Raw genomic sequence first — 15,202 nt, 5'->3', positions numbered from 1 at the left:
GTGGAATCGTTCATGGTCTGCGAGGTGTCCGGTCAGCGCGAGCGCCGTGGCGCGGCTGCCGGCGGTGCGGCGGGAGCTTGGGGACATGATGCCGAGGAACGTTCACCCGGGGCCCATGCATCCCAGGTGAACTCGTAATCCGCGTAGGAGTCGATGAGGCCGTGCTCTATCTGCGCCTCGCGGTCTGCGACTTGGACCAGCACCTCGTCGTGCTCTTCCTGACAGCGCCGGTATTCGGCCTGATAGTCGGCCCACTCTTCATCGGACAGGTCAGGGGGTCGGCGCATTGGTGCTCCTTGTCTGGGTGATGGGATGGAAAGGGCGCAGCGAGGGCATGCCGCCCCCGATGCGGATGTCGGTGCAGATGGGCTGGGTCACCGGGTGCGTGGACTCTGCCTGGGCGGGGGCGGAGGCGTCGCAGGGCCCTGCCGCATGGAAGCGGGAAAGAAGCGGTGGAAGTCGAGGTGCCCGTGTAGCTCCTTGACCGCGTCGCTGAGAGACTCGGAGGCGCGTCGCAGGTAGGCGCGGGCCGTGGCGTGGTCGAGGACCATGCGCCCTTCCTTCTGCTGCCTGTCCACGGTCCCATGCGACCGGGGGAGGGCCAGGGCGGCCTCCGCGGTCTGGGCGAACAACGGGGCGGCGGAGCAGGACATCGTGGCTGCAATCGCCAAGTGGCCGAGGACGGTGCTCCCGGCTCGGTTCGTGCTGTGTGCAGTCCGGGCGAAACCAGACGTCAGCTGGACGACGTCGCGGGAGAGAGCCTGGGCGGCTTCGGCATGGTGGATCAGTGCGGAGAAGTCCGGCGAAGCCGGCACGTGGCCCGTGTCGTCGAGCAGCGCCAGTTGGCGGGAGGCGTCCTTGAACCGGGACGCCAACCGCTGCAGTTCGCCGATCATGTGGACTGTGTCGCTGTGGGGTATCAGCTCGCGCTCGATGTCGGGATTCATGAAACCCATCGCTCCTTTCAATGCATCCGGGCATCTGTGTCGAAGAGTGACAACTCGCGCGAATGGAGGTGATGTTGAACGATGAAAGATCGTCCGGCGACCTTCCACAGGCCCCGGCCCCGGTTGAGATGCGCGATGGCATCGCTCTCCACGGAGGTCAGGCCCAAGAGCGCTGCGGCGGCGTGGAGTTGGTCGGTCTCTTGCCGGTAGATGATGCGGGTGGAGCAGTCGGCGAGCAGTCCTTCGGCGAGGGCACGGCCCTGGGATCCGGCGTCGCCGGCGGTGAGCAAGTCGGAGAGCCGGTGGATGACCATCAGGTTGGCGATGCCCAGGCCGCGGGAGAGTTTCCACTGGGACTGCATGCGTTGGAGGAGTCCGGGGTGGCTCATGAGGCGCCATGCTTCGTCGTAGACGATCCAGCGCCTGCCGCCGTCCGGGTCGGTGAGTGCGGACTCCATCCAGGCCGATGCGCAGGTCATGGCGAGGACGAGGGCGGTGTCGTCGCCGGAGCCACCCAGGCGGGACAGGTCGATGGTGAGCATCGGGCTGCCCGGGTCGAACGCCACGGTGGAGGGGGCGTCGAACATGCCGGCCAAGTCACCGTGAACCAATCTGCGCATGGCGTGGGCGAGGTCGCGGGATGCGTCGCCGAGGCGTCCGGACATCACGCCGCCGACGGTGTCGAGTTCGTCGGGGTTGTTCAGGGTGGCGGCGATGTCGCCGAGCAGCGGGGTACGTCCGGTCGCAGCGGCACGGGTGACGACGGCGTCCAGGGCGACGTCGAGGCCGGTGTGCTCCATCGGCAGCAGGTCCCGCCCGAGGACGGTGCGGGCCAGGCTGCCGAGCAGCAGCAGGCGCCGCTTGCGGACCTCACTCGCCCAGTCGGCCTCGGAGACGCTTTTCGGGCGGGGCGCGGCATCCAGGGGATTCAGCTTGCCGGGCAGTCCGGGGCCGAGCGCGATGGACGTGCCGCCGAGCGCGGCGGCCACGGGTGTCCATTCCCCCTTGGGGTCGCACGGGACGTAGACGCGGTAGCCGAAGGCCGCGGACCTCAGCGCGAGGGACTTGGCCAGGGCGCTCTTGCCCTGGCCGATCACACCGGCCAACAGGATGTTCGGGTTGGTGAAGCCCTCGATGCGGCCGTACAGGGCGAACGGATCGAAGGTGAAACTGGCCTCAGCGTGCACGTCGCGGCCGATGTAGATGCCCTCGGCGCCGAGCCCGCCCTCGGCGAGGAAGGGATAGGCCCCTGCCACGGTGGCCGTGGTCATGCGGTGGGCGGGCAGTTTGAGCTTGCTTCCGCGTGCCGAGGCCGGCCCGGGGCGACCGCTGGGTGGGAAGAGAGCAAGCGGCATCTCCTGCGCGGTCGGCTCGGTGCCGTCGGGGAGGGAGGCGGCTTCGGCGCGGGCTTTTGCGGTGGCCTCGGCGAGCTGGCGGCGGGCGGCTTTGCGGCTGGCGCGGTCGGTGCCGTGTGGGGTGAACAGGGGGGATGCCGAGGCGCGGCGGGCGCGGCGCGCGGGCCGGTGGGTCATGACAGGGGCGGCTTTCAGGTGGCGGCGGTCTGCGTTCGGGGGAGTTACTGGCCGCAGGCGGTGGTGTGTCCGTGCAGCGGGGTGTTGAGGTCGGCCGGGGTGGTCGTGCGGCGGACGACGTGACTGGCGGCGAGGTGGCGCTGGCAGATGGTCAGTACCGGCGGTCCCTCGGGTAGCCGCTCGGGATGGCATTCCGCGTCCGCCGGGGTCTCATGGGCGGCGGGCAGGAGATGGAAGGCGTCGTGTACGGCGGCGCTGGCCTGCCACAGCCGGGTCCCGGCGGTGGTCAGGTGGCGTCCGGCGCCCGGGTGCGAGGGCCGGGTGGTGGCGCCGAGCTGGCCGAGCAGCTGGTGCAGTGCGATCAGGTGCGCGTGCAGGACATCGAGGTGCACGCGGTCAGCGGGCTGTGGCGGCGCGTCGGGCGATGCGGCGGTCAGAGAGCGGGTGTGGTGGCGCACGCCGGCGCTGGCGGCCCGCAGGTAGGGGTGCGCATCGTCGGCAGTGGTGGCAGAGGTCAAAGGGGAGGATCCTTCCTGCCGTTGAGGCAGGGACAACAGAGCGGTCCGGTGGGCGGGCCGGGGTTACAGGGCCGTGCGGGCCAGGGGCAGCGCGCCGAGGGTGAAGGCATCGGGCTGCTGGCAGAGGAGTCGGCGCAGGTCGACCTGGGCGGTGACGGCGGCGGTCTCGATCTGCGCGCACGCGGCGTCGAGCAGGGCGTCGGTCTCGGCGGAGACGGTCAGCAGCCCGGTCAGGGCTACGTCGGCGTGCCCGGCGATCAGCTGCCGCTCGCGCGTCTTGACGTCCGCGTACTCCACGCTGTCGGCCTCGGAGTCGACTTGTCCGCGGCGCGAGCGTTCGTTGGCGTCCGCGATGATGGCCGCTTTCTTGCGCTGGACGTCGCGCATCGCGGACTCGAGCCCCTGGGGCACGTATATAAGGGACAGGCTGCGCCGCACACCGGCGGTGAACATGAGCCCATGGAGAAATCCAGCGCTGGTCTCCGTGCGGGGCCAGTCCTCGACCCAGTAGGTGGCGTGCCGGGCGGAGTCGGTGGCGACGCGGTCGTACTCCTCGACCTGGACGACGGGCCCGGCGGCGGCCGGGTCGGCCTCGGCCCGCCCGGACTCGGACCACTGCTGAAGACCGGAGAGCGCCTTCGGGTCGTAGGCGGTGCGGATGACGGCGGCGATCTCGCGGGCACTGAGCCAGCCGGTTACCGTCAGCCCTGCGCTGCGAGCGGCCTGGGCGATTGACGCCGTGGTCTGCTGCATGACGGTGAAGGCCCCGGGCAGTCCGCCGCCGGCCTGGCTGATGAGGCGCTTTGCGGCCTTGAGGTCGAGGGAGATGGCCAGGTACGCCTCGTGCGGGGCGGCGGCCGGGCCTGCGGAGGCGACGAGGTCGGAGTACACCTGCCCGGCGACCGGGGTGTCGGGCCGGCCCTGCAGGCCCCAGTGCCGGGCGAGGGTGTCGCCGCTGTCGGGGACGGTGCGCTCCAGGACCTGCACCGTGGCGACATGCCCGGTGCGGGCGATACCCGCCAGCGCGCGCCCCCAGCCAGCCACGTTGTGGTTCTGGGTGGCCGGGTCGAGCAGCGCGAAGGCTCTGCTGGAGACGCGGGCGACGGCGGTCAGGGTCTGGTGGTGCGGGTCGTGGACGGCAGCGGCACCGTTCGCCGAGTCGCCAGGGGTGACGACCTTCAGCGAGGCCGCGGTGCCCGGCAGATGCAGCACCCCGTCCTGGCGGGGGCGGGTGACCGGCCGAGCCAGCCACAGCGTCTGCCCGCTGCGCCGGCGCCGGGCGAAGCGCAGGACGATCGGCGCCCAGTCGATCAGAGAGCGGCCGTGGCGGCGGACCGCGACCAGGGCGGCGACCGCCGCCCACAGGGGGGTCAGCACGATGGCACCGAGCAGTCCGGTACTGACGACCGTGACCAGCAAGAGCGCCAGCGCGCTGGAGACGAGGACGAGTTGGGGCAGGGTGAGGCCGAGCAGGATTCCGCGCTTGGACCTGTGCGGGAATTTGATCGTGAGCGGGGTGATGGAGAGATCAGACAAGGGCCGTTCCGATGAAGCGCGGGGCGGGGCCGGGGCGGCACGCACGCGGTGGGCGTGGTGCGTGCCACCCCGGAGCGGAGAGAGGGATCAGATGCCGGTGGGCGGGGGCGGCGGTGCGAAGTTCCCGCTCCCCGATGCGGCGGAGTTCGGCGCTGGCGGTGCCCCCTGCGGCGGAGGCATGGAGGCGCCTGCCGAGGGATTGGACATGAAGCCGCCGCCGGACGGGGATCCCGAGCCGGGACCACCCTGGCCAGGGCCGCCGCCGAACTGGCCGCCGGTGTCATCCGCGGCATTCGTGGGCGGGGGATGCACTGCCTTCTCCAGGCCGCTCTTCAACGCGTCGCCGCCGGGTGAGACACCCGAGCCGCCGCCTTCCTTACCTCCACCGCCGCCGGTGGGATTGGAGGCGATGTCGCCGGGGAATCCACCGCCGGATGCGTCGGGGCCCTGCGGTGCGGCGCCTGCTCCGGCTGCTGCGCCGCCGGTTCCGGCGGTGGCGGCCATGGAGGCGGCCTTGCGTCCGGCCTTCTCGGCGTGCTGCTTGGCCATCTGAGCGCCGGCTCCACCGGCGCGGTGGATGGACTCGCCGTCGCTGCTCTCGGCAGCCCAGTGGACAAACTTGAAGACGGCGTAGGGGCAGAGCAGGACCAGGACCATGATGACGATGCCGGACATGACGTCCGCCAGAGCGCCCAGCCCGCCCTTGGACTCGGTCTTGCCCATCGCGGCGATGCCGAGCACGAAGATGATCGTCATCAAAAGCTTGGAGACGACGAGGGTGGCGGTGGCCTCGATCCAGCCGCGGCGCCACCGGCGTGCGACTTCCCAGCCGCCCCCGGCGCCGCCGAACACGGCCAGGGTGACCATGACGAGGATGCCGACCTTGCGGACCATCATCACGCACCAGTACAGGACCGCGCCGAGGGCAGCGCCGAGGGCTGCGAAGACGGCAACCAGCCAGCCCAGTCCGGAGACCGCGCCGATCTCGGAGACCTTCACGATGCGGCGTACGGCGGTTTCGATGTTCAGGTGCGCGGTGCTGAACAGCCCGTCGGACAGGGCGTCGACCACTTCGATGGCCACGGTCGTCAGGGCGATGGCGACGAAGCAGAACAGGACGCCTGACATTGTGCCGGTGAATGCCTGGGTGAGGGCTTGTCCGTCGCGTTTGACGGCGGCTCGAATGAGCTGGGCGCAGAACGTGGCGACGAGGATGATGAGGCCGATCGGCAGCAGCATCTCGTAGTTGTCACGGAACCAGGCGGCGTTCAGGTCCACCTTGGTGGTGGCGTTGACGGCCTTGGCGGCCAGATCGGCTGCTGCCGCGGCGAGTTCGCCGGCCGACTTGGCCATCCAGTTGCCGATTGCCTTGCCGGGGTCACTCGCAAAATCAATCGCGTCCTTGGCCGCGCCGCCGACGGCACAGAGCTTGTCGGCGAGGGGGAAATCACAGAAACCCATCGGGGGTCGTCCCTCCTTTCAGTTGGGGTGGGTCACTGCGTGACGCTGGGAGCGATGGCAGCCAGGGAGCAGTCGTGGTGGGGCCGACACTGCACGGCGAGGGTCACGGCGCGTTCCTCGGCACCGCCGCCGCCCTTCTTCCACGCGATCTTCTGCTTGCCGTTGACGGTGACGACGTAGACGTATGCCTCAGTGATCGCGGACGGATCGTCGGCAAGGGCCGCCTTGAATGCCGACGGGTAGTGGCCCTCGGTGACCGTCGCGCTGGCGTGCTGGTCCTGGTCGGCCATCCGCGACCACAGCACCGGATCAGGGACCTGACCCGACACGGATGCCCAGTCGGCGTACTTGGACTCCTTGGTCATCCACGCGCGCATGCCGGCGAGCTGCTGGTCACGGCTGGTGCCGCGGGTGTCGTAGGACCAGAGCATCTCCGCGGCGGCCTTGGCGTAGGCGACCGGCTCGGCGATCTGCGGGGGCCTCGGCACCGCCCCCGACCCCGCCGCGGGCTTCGGCGCGTCCTCGGAGGACGAGGAACTATTCGCCTGGGACGGGGTGGTGGAGTCCTGGTGCTGCTCGCCGCGCCCGGTGAAGAAGGCAACGGCGGTGGCAACGGCGAGGAGGGCGGTGATGACGAGCGCGACGATCGCGATGCGGCGCTTGGCCGACCAGCCGACGCCGTACCCGGACAGGGAGAAGAGTCGTTTCTTCATTACTGGACCTGCGACCCCAGGGCTGAGAAGAACGCCACGATGCCGTTGGCGGCACCGAGGCCGAGGGCTGCGCCGGCGGCGACCACCGCGCCCTTCTTTCCGTTTGCTTCGGCCTGGTGGCCGCCGGTGTGGTGGCCCCAGGCCCAGACGCCGAGGGAAACGGCCAAGGCGCCAACGACGGCGATGATGCCGAAGAGGTTGATGCTGTTGACGACGTTCTTCAGGACAGACAAGCCGGGCAAACCACCGCTGGAGGGTGTGACGCCGGGGTTGTAGGCGAAGTAGATGGCGCGGTCTGCGAGTGACATGGGTATGGCGGAACTCCTTGCATGCGCAGGCCAGGAAAGACCCGGCGCAAAGGGGGGAAGAAGAGAGAGGGGAGGTGGCGCTCGGGGCGCGAGAAGGTGAGCCAGGGCCCGCCTGAAAGCGGTGTCCGGGCGGGGCGCGGCGTCAGACGACGCGGCGGACGGCGAGGACGTCCCAGTCCTTGAGGGGAGTGATCCGGACCGGTTTTGAGGTCCTGGGAGCCTCGATCACCAGGCCCTCACCGAGCGCCATGCCGACGTGTTCGGGCCGGGTGGCGGTGCCGCGACTGAAGATCAGGTCGCCGGGCTTGAGGTCCTTGGGCGAGACCGCCTTGCCCTCACTGACCTGCGTGTACGTGGTGCGGGTGAGCTTGATCCCGGCGTGCGCGTACGCCTGCTGCATCAGACTGCTGCAGTCGCAGCGGCCCATCGGGTCGGGCCCGTGCGCGGCGGTGCAGCTGCCGCCCCACTGGTACAGGGTTCCGAGCTGGTGCATCGCCCAGTCAATCGCCTTGCGGGCCTTGGGATCGGCGTCCTTGGGGATCATGTATCCCTTCGGTACGGAGCCCTCGGGGATGCGCCCGTAGGACGAGCCGTCCTTGGCCGGTGCACAGCCGGTGGTGCCGCTCGCGGACTCCTTGTCCTTGGTGGGCTTGTCCTTGCCGGTGCTCGGGAACGTCGCGGCGATGGCCTTCTGCAGGGCGGTGGCCAGGTCCTCCCACTTGGCGTACGCATCGGGGAAGCCGGATGCCTGGACGGCCTGGGCGGCCTGGGTGACCGCCATCTGCTGCCAGCCTCTGACTTTGAGCAGGCGCTTGTAGAACTCCCCGGAGGCGTAAACCGGGTCGCGGATCTGCTGGGCTGTGCCCCAGCCCTGGCTGGGGCGTTGCTGGAACAGGCCGAGGCTGTCCCGGTCGCCGTAGTTGAGGTTGCGCAGGCGGGATTCCTGCATCGCGGTGGCGAGCGCGATGATCTGGCCCTTCTTGGGCACCTCGAGCGAGAGGCCGGTGGCGACGATCGTCCGGGCGTTGGGGACTTGCTCGGTGGGCAGGTCCAGGCCCTTGATGTGGACGTTCTTGCTGGACGCCCCATCGAGGATCTTGGTGACCTGCTTGGCGACAGTGTCGGAGTCGATGCCGTTGAGGCACTCAGATGAGGTGGCGCCCTGGGCGGCTGCGCTGGAGGAGGCCATCATCGTGGCCGTGCCGGCGAGCAGGAGCGGGGAGAGGACGACGACGCCGATGCCGGCGGCTATCGCCTTCAATCCGGCCCGCCTCCCGGCGGCCGGTTTTCAGGCAGGGGAGGGTAAAGAGGTGTCACAACAGGGTCCTTGGAAGTGAAGGCCCGGCCGCGCGGACGTGTTGGTGGAAAGGCCGCGGCGGCCGATGGTGGGTGAATCGGGGCCCCGACGCACGCTGCGAGTTGCACCTCGCGCCGCGCGTCGGTCAGGTCAGATGTGCCAGGACAAGGGGGAACCTCCGTGAAGGCAGGGGAGTGGGAAGCAGCCATCGGCGGTGTCCGCCGGGCAGTTCCAAAACAGTAAGCCCCGATCCCCGGTTGCCGAAATCATTCGTGATCAAGGCTCTATTTCAAGGGATTTCGGCGCGATAGCGCTCCACCGGGAATCGTGCCCTAGAGTTTTGGCTTCTCCCCTCGCACCCCGCATCGCGGGCCACGGGCATCGCCATGCCCGCCGTCTGCCCGCCCGCCCGGGGTCTCTTTGCGATCCGGAGCGACTCACTCTCCTGTCACCTGACCCGAATTGGGGTATCCCTTTGCCTTTTTCCCTGCACCAGGGCGACGCACTGAGCGTTCTCGCCGAGCTGCCGGACAACTGCGTGGACTCCGTCATCACCGACCCGCCGTACAACTCCGGCGGACGGACGGCTAAGGAGCGCACCAGCCGCAGCGCCCGGCAGAAGTACACCTCGGCTGACGCGCAGCACACGCTGCCGGACTTCACCGGCGAGAACATGGACCAGCGCTCATACGGTTTTTGGTTGACCCAGATCATGACCGAGGCCCATCGGCTCACCAAGACCGGCGGCACCGCGCTGCTGTTCACCGACTGGCGTCAGATGCCGACGACGACGGACGCCCTGCAGGCAGCCGGCTGGCTGTGGCGCGGCGTGCTGGCCTGGCACAAGCCCCAGGCCCGCCCCCAGAAGGGGCGTTTCACTCAGAACTGTGAATTCATCATCTGGGGCTCGAAGGGCGCGATCGACGGATTTCGGAACCCCGTCTACCTGCCGGGGCTCTACTCCGCCTCGCAGCCCTCGGGCAAGGCGAGGAAGCACATCACGCAGAAACCGGTCGAGGTGATGCGGGAACTGGTGAAGATCTGTCCCGAGCAGGGCACCGTCCTGGACTTCACCGCCGGCTCCGGGTCCACCGGCGTCGCGGCCCTGCTGGAAGGCCGCTCATTCATAGGGGTGGAGAAGACCCGTGAGTACGCCGAAATTGCCGCCGATCGGCTTACCGAAGCCGTGCAACAGAACCTTTCCCAGGACGACTTCGTCCTGTCCGCCTAAGCGCGGTCCGTCGCCGGGCACGGGGCGATGGCGGCCTCTCGGCTCGTCGTCCCCCGTGCCGCGCGAAGCGTTATAGCACGGGATCCCCGGTTAGCGAAACCGGTGATTCTCTGGATCGTGGAGCCGTAATTCACCCCCACCGGCCGCGGCTTCAAGGAGGCCCCTTTCGTGCCTGAATCCATAGACCTCCCGGACGACGGAGAAATGGAACCCGTCCGGTTGCCGGACTCGAATCTGGAGAGCATCGAGGCCAGCGTCCGCAAGCTCCTGGACCAGTCGGCCGAGCAGGCCCGGCAGCTCGACAGCCTCTCCGCACTCCCGGATCCCTCGCCCTTCGCGGCGTTCGGCATGCCCGGCCTTCCGGGGATGCCCGGGATGCCTTCCCAGGCGCCGCCGCCGGAGCCGCGCCCCATCCTGGAACTGGAGGGCGAGGAGTACGAGGACGAGATCGATGCGTTGACCGACTGGGTGGACGGCTTCCTCATGGACACCTACGGAGCCGAGGTCACCACCGCGGCCCCGTGGTGCAAGAAGTGGCAGGAGCACGACGACGTCGTCGCTTGGCTGCACGCCCTTTGGATGGCCTACCAGCAGCACAAGGACCCCGAGGCCGGGCCCAGCGGCATGTTCGTGTGGCACCGCGACTTCCTCACCCACTGCCTCGCCCACGTGCGCGCTCCGGGCGGACCGCTCTCGGCCTGTATGACCGACCCGGACCGTCCCGCGCACCGCCTGCTGCCCGGTCCCACGCCCTCCGCCCGCTCCTCCAGCCCTGCCACTGAGGACAAACCGGAGCACGGCGAGGCGGACCAGGCCGCCGGATGACCGGGCCCGAGCACCGGCCCGCCTTCGGTCTCTCCTTCGACCCGCGCGCCCTGACCGATCTCCTCCAGGCACCCGGCGACATCCGCGACCTGGCGCTCGCCCAGCTCCAGGACGTCGTCAACGCCCGACTGTTCGGGGCCAGGCTGACCGAGGAACTCGCGGGCTATCGCAAGCTCTACGTCGATCACCGCAATGCATGGAGGGTCGTGTACGCCCAGCGGCCGGCGCCACCAGGGGCGGCCCACCGCACCGAGATCCACGTGGTGGCCGTAGGTCCGCGTGAACGGCACGAGGTGTACAACACCGCTCGTCAGCGCCTGGGCATCGCCCGGCCTCCGATGAGTGCGCTCGCCCACGCCGCCCGCGCGCGTTCCCCGCAGCTGGACACGCGCCGACCCGTCCCCAAGCCGGGACCGCCTCCCTACGCGGCGCCCGGTCTTCCCCGGTCCGCTCCCTCAACACCCCTGAAAGGCCCTATTCGTTGACACATCTGCCCTTCATCCTCGACCGAGTCTCCGCCGCGCTGTCGATCGAGCCCCCACGCGCCAACCCGCACCATCAGCTCATCTTGGACGTCGCCTGGAGCTGCTGGGAGATGGACGAAGAACTCGACGAGCTGATCGGCGACTACACCGAGGGCGTGTCGGCCATTGAGAAGCCCGAACGCTTCGCGTCCCTCCTTGTCGAACGCCTCAAGTACGAAGCCGAGTTGAACCAGTTGCTGTCCATGCCCTGCTGCCGTGCCGCAGCAGGCGAGAACGGCCCGTCAGGCACTGCGGAGGACGACGAGGCCGGGTGCTGTGCGAGCCAGCCGCGGACCATCGTCCACTACTGCCTCGATGCCTTCGCCGCCGCAGATGATCCGGACGTCATGTCCGCGGCGGACCTCTCGCGCGCTCTGCGCAGCGGGCCGGACGTTGCCGACACAGGGTGGCCGGACAACTACCTCTCCCCGGTGCACCTCGCCCAGCTGCTGGGCGGCTATGGCATCCGTCTGTGCGACGCCACCGTGAACGAGCGCCGCTGCAAGGCGTACCGGCGCATTGATCTGCTGGCGGCGCTGCCGGGCTGCTCCTGCTGACGGCAACTGCCCTGGCCCGCCTCCACCGGCTGACGCAGACCGACTGGAGCTCGTTCGACGCCTTCCACCAGCGCTATTCCGCAGCGAATCTGCACCGCCGATGGGGCCCGTCCCCACGTCCTCCGTCGCGACTTCGTACGGCTGCTGGCCCATGCCGAGAGCTACCTCGGGCTCGATTGCCGACGGCGAACCGATCGCGCTCCTCTGCGCGCCGCCTCGGGCCGACCCGGCTCACCCACGTGGGCGCTCACCTCGACGTTCACCTGCCCCTCGGCGAGATGCCGGCCGCGCTCCGGCCCCCCCCCGTGACACCTCCAGGAGCCCTCCCTTCATGCCCAGCAAGCCACCGCCCCCGGTGACGCAGGCCCCAACGGCGCTCGATCACCGCATCGAGGCGGCCGTCGGCCACGGCATCGACCAGCTGTGGGAGCACCGCGACCGCGAACTGCTCGACGGGCCCCGCACCCGCCTGGTCGACGCGCACCACGCTCTGGTTAAGGCCGAGACCTCCGTCACCTACTTCCGCGTTCTCCTCAACCGGCTCTCCTCCGGCGAGTTCCCCGTCGACAAGGCGCTGTTCGAGCGCATCGACCGCACCGTCGGCCAGCTAGAGGATGCCGCCGCCGACCGGGACCTGTGCCAGACCCAGGTCGTTGCCGCGCTAGAGCCCATCGAGGCTGCCCGCCGTGACAAGCCCCCGCACGGCGCACCGGAATTGCCCGCGCCGGACCTCGCAACGCTGCTCGCCATCGCGCAGGGCGCCAAGCTGCACGAACACCTTCTGACGCAGCGACTGTCGGTCGTCACCGCCTCCGGTGCCCGCGTTCCCTACAGCCAGCTGCAACGCCTCGAAGAGGCCGGCCTCGTGGTGCGCGACACCTCCCACCCGGTCCACGCCGGGCAGCCCGTCACCCTGACCGACACCGGCCGCACCGTCTTGGCCACGCCGCACTCAGCCCGGCCGCCCGCCACCGCTCCCGTGCTCCGTCCCGGGGCCTGGCCCGCCCCCTCCCACGCCCGACGCTGAACACGGCATCACCTCGTGCGCGTCCCGCACCGAAAGCACCTATGCCCCCATCCACCCCCGACTTCCGCCTCGACGGGTACGAGGCCGTCAACGACCGCGTCGCGGAGTGCTTCTGGCAGCACATCGAGATCGATCACCGCGAACTCACCGTGCTCGCCGAGCACCACACCCCTGACGACCAGCACAGCTACTTCGTCTTGCACAACGGCGCGGTGACCTGGGGCATCCCTGGGGAGCCGCAGCTTGTGGCGCTCCATCTGCAGCGCGATGTGCAGGCCCGCACCTTCCGCTTCCAGCACACGCCGCTTCCCCTGCCGTCCATGGCACAGAGCTGGCTGATCGCCCGCGGCTGCCCGAAGGAGTCCATCGGCCTACGCGCCGACATGGGCCCCGACGCGGCCGACGAGGCCACCACGGCACTGGAAGAACGTCTGATGTCCGACTGCGACCACTTCGCCCTCGTCACCAGCTACACCGACGACAATCCGGACTCCATGCAGACCACGGTGCTCCTGCGGGCCATCGATGAGAAGGCCCCCGTCCCCTTCCGAGTGCTGCTGGAAGAGGTCGACACCGACACCTGGACGCACACCCTGCGCGAGGGCACCTTCACGACCTTTAAGGAGGCCACCGACTGGTGGGAGGCGCACTGGTCGGGACAGGGCGTCCTCCTGCCGACTGCTCCGCCGGCGGCCCGGCGCACCGCACTGCCCACGAAGCCCTCGATTCCCGCGCCCCCCGCACCTCGGAACGGCCCAAGTCGCTGAATGCGCTGCCGTATTCACCCCACCGCACGGTTACGCGCACGGTGAATCCGAGGGCCCCTCCCTGGAGCAAGTGCGAAACATAGCAGCACATCCCCGGTTAGCGAAACCGGGGATTCTCCGGACTCTTGTACACGACCCGCACGGCACCAGCCCGGGTCTGTTTCCCCATTTCCTTCCCCCCTTTCATGGAGGTCAATTTCCCATGCGCTCCACCCGCATAGCTGTCTCTGCCGCCGTTCTCGGCGCCCTCGCCTTCCCGCTCGTCTCCGCCACGGCCGCAAACGCCGCACCCCAGACGGCCGCTGTCGCCTACGGCGAGTGCGACAAGATCGGCCCCTACGAGGTCCACACCTCCGCGGTGACTATCCGCTCGAAGGCGTCGTCGAAGTCGACGGCCCTCGGTGTGCTTTACAAGGGCCACAAGTTCTCGGTGCACAAGACGACCAAGGACGGTTCCTGGGTCTACATCACCGACAAGAAGACCGGCGTTACGGGCTGGGTTTCCGGCACCTACGTCTACCCCACCGTCTACACCTGCCTCCACTAATCCGCTCTGCCGTGGCGGGATTTCCTCCCGCCACGGCCCCGGCCTCCCTTTTCTTCGCCGATCGAATTACTGGGATTTGAAAGGAGCTTGCTGTGCTCGACGCGGCCGACGACGTGATGGGCGTCATCACCCAGCAGATCGAGGACCGCTTCCAGATGCCGCTGGCCGATTTGCGCCGAGCGGTGGCCGCCGCGCCGCGCGCCAACGATGATGCCACCGCCGTCGTCAAGTGGTACGGCCTGCTCACCGAGGCCCAGGAGGCGCTGGAGAAAGCCGAGGACGCTCTCGTCGTGGTCCTCGACAGTACGCCGGCTGAACTGGACGACCCGGCCATGGCATTGGCCCACCAGGTCAATGCCGCCGTGGCGGTGCGTGACGGGCGGGCCATGGTCGTGCGGCACTACCTCGACCCCCACTCCGTCGGACGGCGGGGCCCAGGCGCCTGGCGCGGAGCCACTTCGGCACCCCGCCGGGGCCCGGCCCTGCAGACCACTGCGGCGCCACGTCCGGCTCCTGCGCAGTCCGTACCGGTGCAGGGGGTGTCGCGGTGAGCGTGATGCACAAGCCCACCAGCCAGGACGCTCTGCTGGAGAAAGCCTTCGGCGCCTCGGTGAACGAGATGTACGAGCAGGCGCAAGGCCCTGGCGCGTCCGCCGCCCTGACGCGAGCCATGGAGCTGCGCAGCTTCCTTGCCGTAGCCGAGGAACAGGTCGCCCGGGTCCGTGAGCGCGTCCACCAGGCCAGCGCCGCCGACCGCGACCTGGGCGAACTGTCCGCCGACGACCTGCGCATGGACGCGGCCTGGCTGGAGGCGGCACTGGATGGCCGCGACGGCTACGTCGCTGCCCTCGGCGAGCTGCTGCGCACCATGCCGTCGCCCAGCCAGCGCCCGGAGAAGCCTGTGCAGTTCACCCAGCCGAAGATCACCACGGTCCCGCCCGCCCCAGCATCCGCCCGTGCCGGGGCGGTGCGGGCCCGCCGACCCTGAAGGCCCCGCCGATTGCACTACGCCACCTCACAGACCATCGCCGAACGCATCGAGGACCTGTACGGCCAGCCGTTGGCCGCGCTCGAAGCCCACGCCGGCGCCAACCCCCATGGCACCATGCTCGCCGCCCTGACGAGCGCCCACGCCGATCTGCAGCTCGCCGAACGCAACATCGACTTCCAACTGCTGCGCCTGCGTGAACTGACCAACCCGGAAAGGGAGATCGGCAAGTTCGAGGCCGGTCACCTTCTCGACTGCGCCCGCCGGATTGCCGAATCCGTCGCCACCCGGGATGCCCACGCCAAGACCGTGAGCGCCGTCCTCTCCAGCCTGCACCGCGTTCCCACCGCGGCCTCGCCGCCGCCGGCCGGACCCGCGGTACCGGCCTGCGCACCGGCGCCCGCCGCCACCCACACCCGCTGAC

General features: G+C 69.6%; 19 protein-coding genes. 10 read left to right on the top strand and 9 right to left on the bottom strand.

The genetic code is table 11. The features are described from left to right. Nucleotides 1-32: 32 nt before the first annotated feature. The 9 genes from ADL29_RS43520 to ADL29_RS17980 form a co-directional block, all read right to left on the bottom strand. Entirely contained in the window at nt 33-287 is a 255-nt protein-coding gene (locus ADL29_RS43520) for a hypothetical protein (RefSeq protein ID WP_157878526.1), read from the bottom strand. 87 nt (nt 288-374) lie between these two features. Then, nucleotides 375-947 (bottom strand): hypothetical protein, encoded by a 573-nt coding sequence (locus ADL29_RS18015; protein ID WP_107095017.1) that lies wholly within the window; start codon nt 945-947, stop codon nt 375-377. A gap of 17 nt (nt 948-964) precedes the next feature. After that, nucleotides 965-2,479 carry a TraC family protein gene (locus ADL29_RS18010; protein ID WP_053924668.1) on the bottom strand — a complete coding sequence of 505 codons (1,515 nt, stop codon included), beginning with the start codon at nt 2,477-2,479 and terminating at the stop codon, nt 965-967. Nucleotides 2,480-2,523: 44 nt separating this feature from the next. Continuing rightward, a complete protein-coding gene (locus tag ADL29_RS18005) occupies nt 2,524-2,997 on the bottom strand; it encodes a DUF6238 family protein (protein ID WP_053924667.1) in 474 nt (157 codons plus the stop codon). A 63-nt stretch (nt 2,998-3,060) separates the two neighbouring features. Continuing rightward, on the bottom strand, nt 3,061-4,533 hold the full coding sequence (locus ADL29_RS18000; RefSeq protein ID WP_053924666.1) for an SCO6880 family protein: 1,473 nt from the start codon (nt 4,531-4,533) through the stop codon (nt 3,061-3,063). Nucleotides 4,534-4,620: 87 nt separating this feature from the next. Next, a complete protein-coding gene (locus ADL29_RS17995; protein WP_053924665.1) occupies nt 4,621-5,994 on the bottom strand; it encodes an SCO6881 family protein in 1,374 nt (457 codons plus the stop codon). 32 nt (nt 5,995-6,026) lie between these two features. Further along, a complete protein-coding gene (locus ADL29_RS17990; protein ID WP_053924664.1) occupies nt 6,027-6,707 on the bottom strand; it encodes a hypothetical protein in 681 nt (226 codons plus the stop codon). Then, a complete protein-coding gene (locus tag ADL29_RS17985; RefSeq protein ID WP_053924663.1) occupies nt 6,707-7,021 on the bottom strand; it encodes a DUF6112 family protein in 315 nt (104 codons plus the stop codon). The genes ADL29_RS17990 and ADL29_RS17985 overlap by 1 nt, the downstream gene beginning before the upstream one ends. Before the next feature lie 136 nt (nt 7,022-7,157). Continuing rightward, nucleotides 7,158-8,276 carry a C40 family peptidase gene (locus tag ADL29_RS17980; RefSeq protein ID WP_053924662.1) on the bottom strand — a complete coding sequence of 373 codons (1,119 nt, stop codon included), beginning with the start codon at nt 8,274-8,276 and terminating at the stop codon, nt 7,158-7,160. Nucleotides 8,277-8,787: 511 nt separating this feature from the next. On the opposite strand from ADL29_RS17980, the gene ADL29_RS17975 reads away from it, so the two are divergent. From ADL29_RS17975 to ADL29_RS17930, 10 genes are all read left to right on the top strand, one after another. Continuing rightward, nucleotides 8,788-9,543 carry a DNA-methyltransferase gene (locus ADL29_RS17975; protein ID WP_053924661.1) on the top strand — a complete coding sequence of 252 codons (756 nt, stop codon included), beginning with the start codon at nt 8,788-8,790 and terminating at the stop codon, nt 9,541-9,543. Nucleotides 9,544-9,747: 204 nt separating this feature from the next. Then, nucleotides 9,748-10,368 (top strand): DUF4913 domain-containing protein, encoded by a 621-nt coding sequence (locus ADL29_RS17970; protein ID WP_053924660.1) that lies wholly within the window; start codon nt 9,748-9,750, stop codon nt 10,366-10,368. Next, nucleotides 10,365-10,853 carry a hypothetical protein gene (locus ADL29_RS17965; RefSeq protein WP_053924659.1) on the top strand — a complete coding sequence of 163 codons (489 nt, stop codon included), beginning with the start codon at nt 10,365-10,367 and terminating at the stop codon, nt 10,851-10,853. Before ADL29_RS17970 ends, ADL29_RS17965 begins: the two co-directional genes overlap by 4 nt. Then, a complete protein-coding gene (locus ADL29_RS17960) occupies nt 10,850-11,449 on the top strand; it encodes a hypothetical protein (protein WP_053924658.1) in 600 nt (199 codons plus the stop codon). Before ADL29_RS17965 ends, ADL29_RS17960 begins: the two co-directional genes overlap by 4 nt. Nucleotides 11,450-11,780: 331 nt before the next feature. Beyond that, nucleotides 11,781-12,476, top strand: a complete 696-nt coding sequence (locus tag ADL29_RS17955) for a hypothetical protein (RefSeq protein WP_053924657.1) — start codon at nt 11,781-11,783, stop codon at nt 12,474-12,476. A gap of 41 nt (nt 12,477-12,517) precedes the next feature. Continuing rightward, nucleotides 12,518-13,243 carry a hypothetical protein gene (locus ADL29_RS17950; protein ID WP_245689482.1) on the top strand — a complete coding sequence of 242 codons (726 nt, stop codon included), beginning with the start codon at nt 12,518-12,520 and terminating at the stop codon, nt 13,241-13,243. A 202-nt stretch (nt 13,244-13,445) separates the two neighbouring features. Further along, nucleotides 13,446-13,790 (top strand): SH3 domain-containing protein, encoded by a 345-nt coding sequence (locus ADL29_RS17945; protein ID WP_053924656.1) that lies wholly within the window; start codon nt 13,446-13,448, stop codon nt 13,788-13,790. Between the two features lie 92 nt (nt 13,791-13,882). After that, on the top strand, nt 13,883-14,341 hold the full coding sequence (locus ADL29_RS17940; RefSeq protein WP_107095008.1) for a hypothetical protein: 459 nt from the start codon (nt 13,883-13,885) through the stop codon (nt 14,339-14,341). Between the two features lie 5 nt (nt 14,342-14,346). Further along, entirely contained in the window at nt 14,347-14,778 is a 432-nt protein-coding gene (locus ADL29_RS17935) for a hypothetical protein (RefSeq protein WP_053924655.1), read from the top strand. 12 nt (nt 14,779-14,790) lie between these two features. Then, nucleotides 14,791-15,201, top strand: coding sequence for a hypothetical protein (locus tag ADL29_RS17930; protein ID WP_053924654.1), 411 nt, complete (start codon nt 14,791-14,793; stop codon nt 15,199-15,201). The last annotated feature ends 1 nt before the right edge of the window (nt 15,202 follow it).

This window comes from Streptomyces chattanoogensis (assembly GCF_001294335.1).
GTDB lineage: Bacteria > Actinomycetota > Actinomycetes > Streptomycetales > Streptomycetaceae > Streptomyces > Streptomyces chattanoogensis.
The sequence above is the reverse complement of the archived record's forward strand: the minus strand, read 5'-3'. Positions and strand labels throughout refer to the sequence as shown.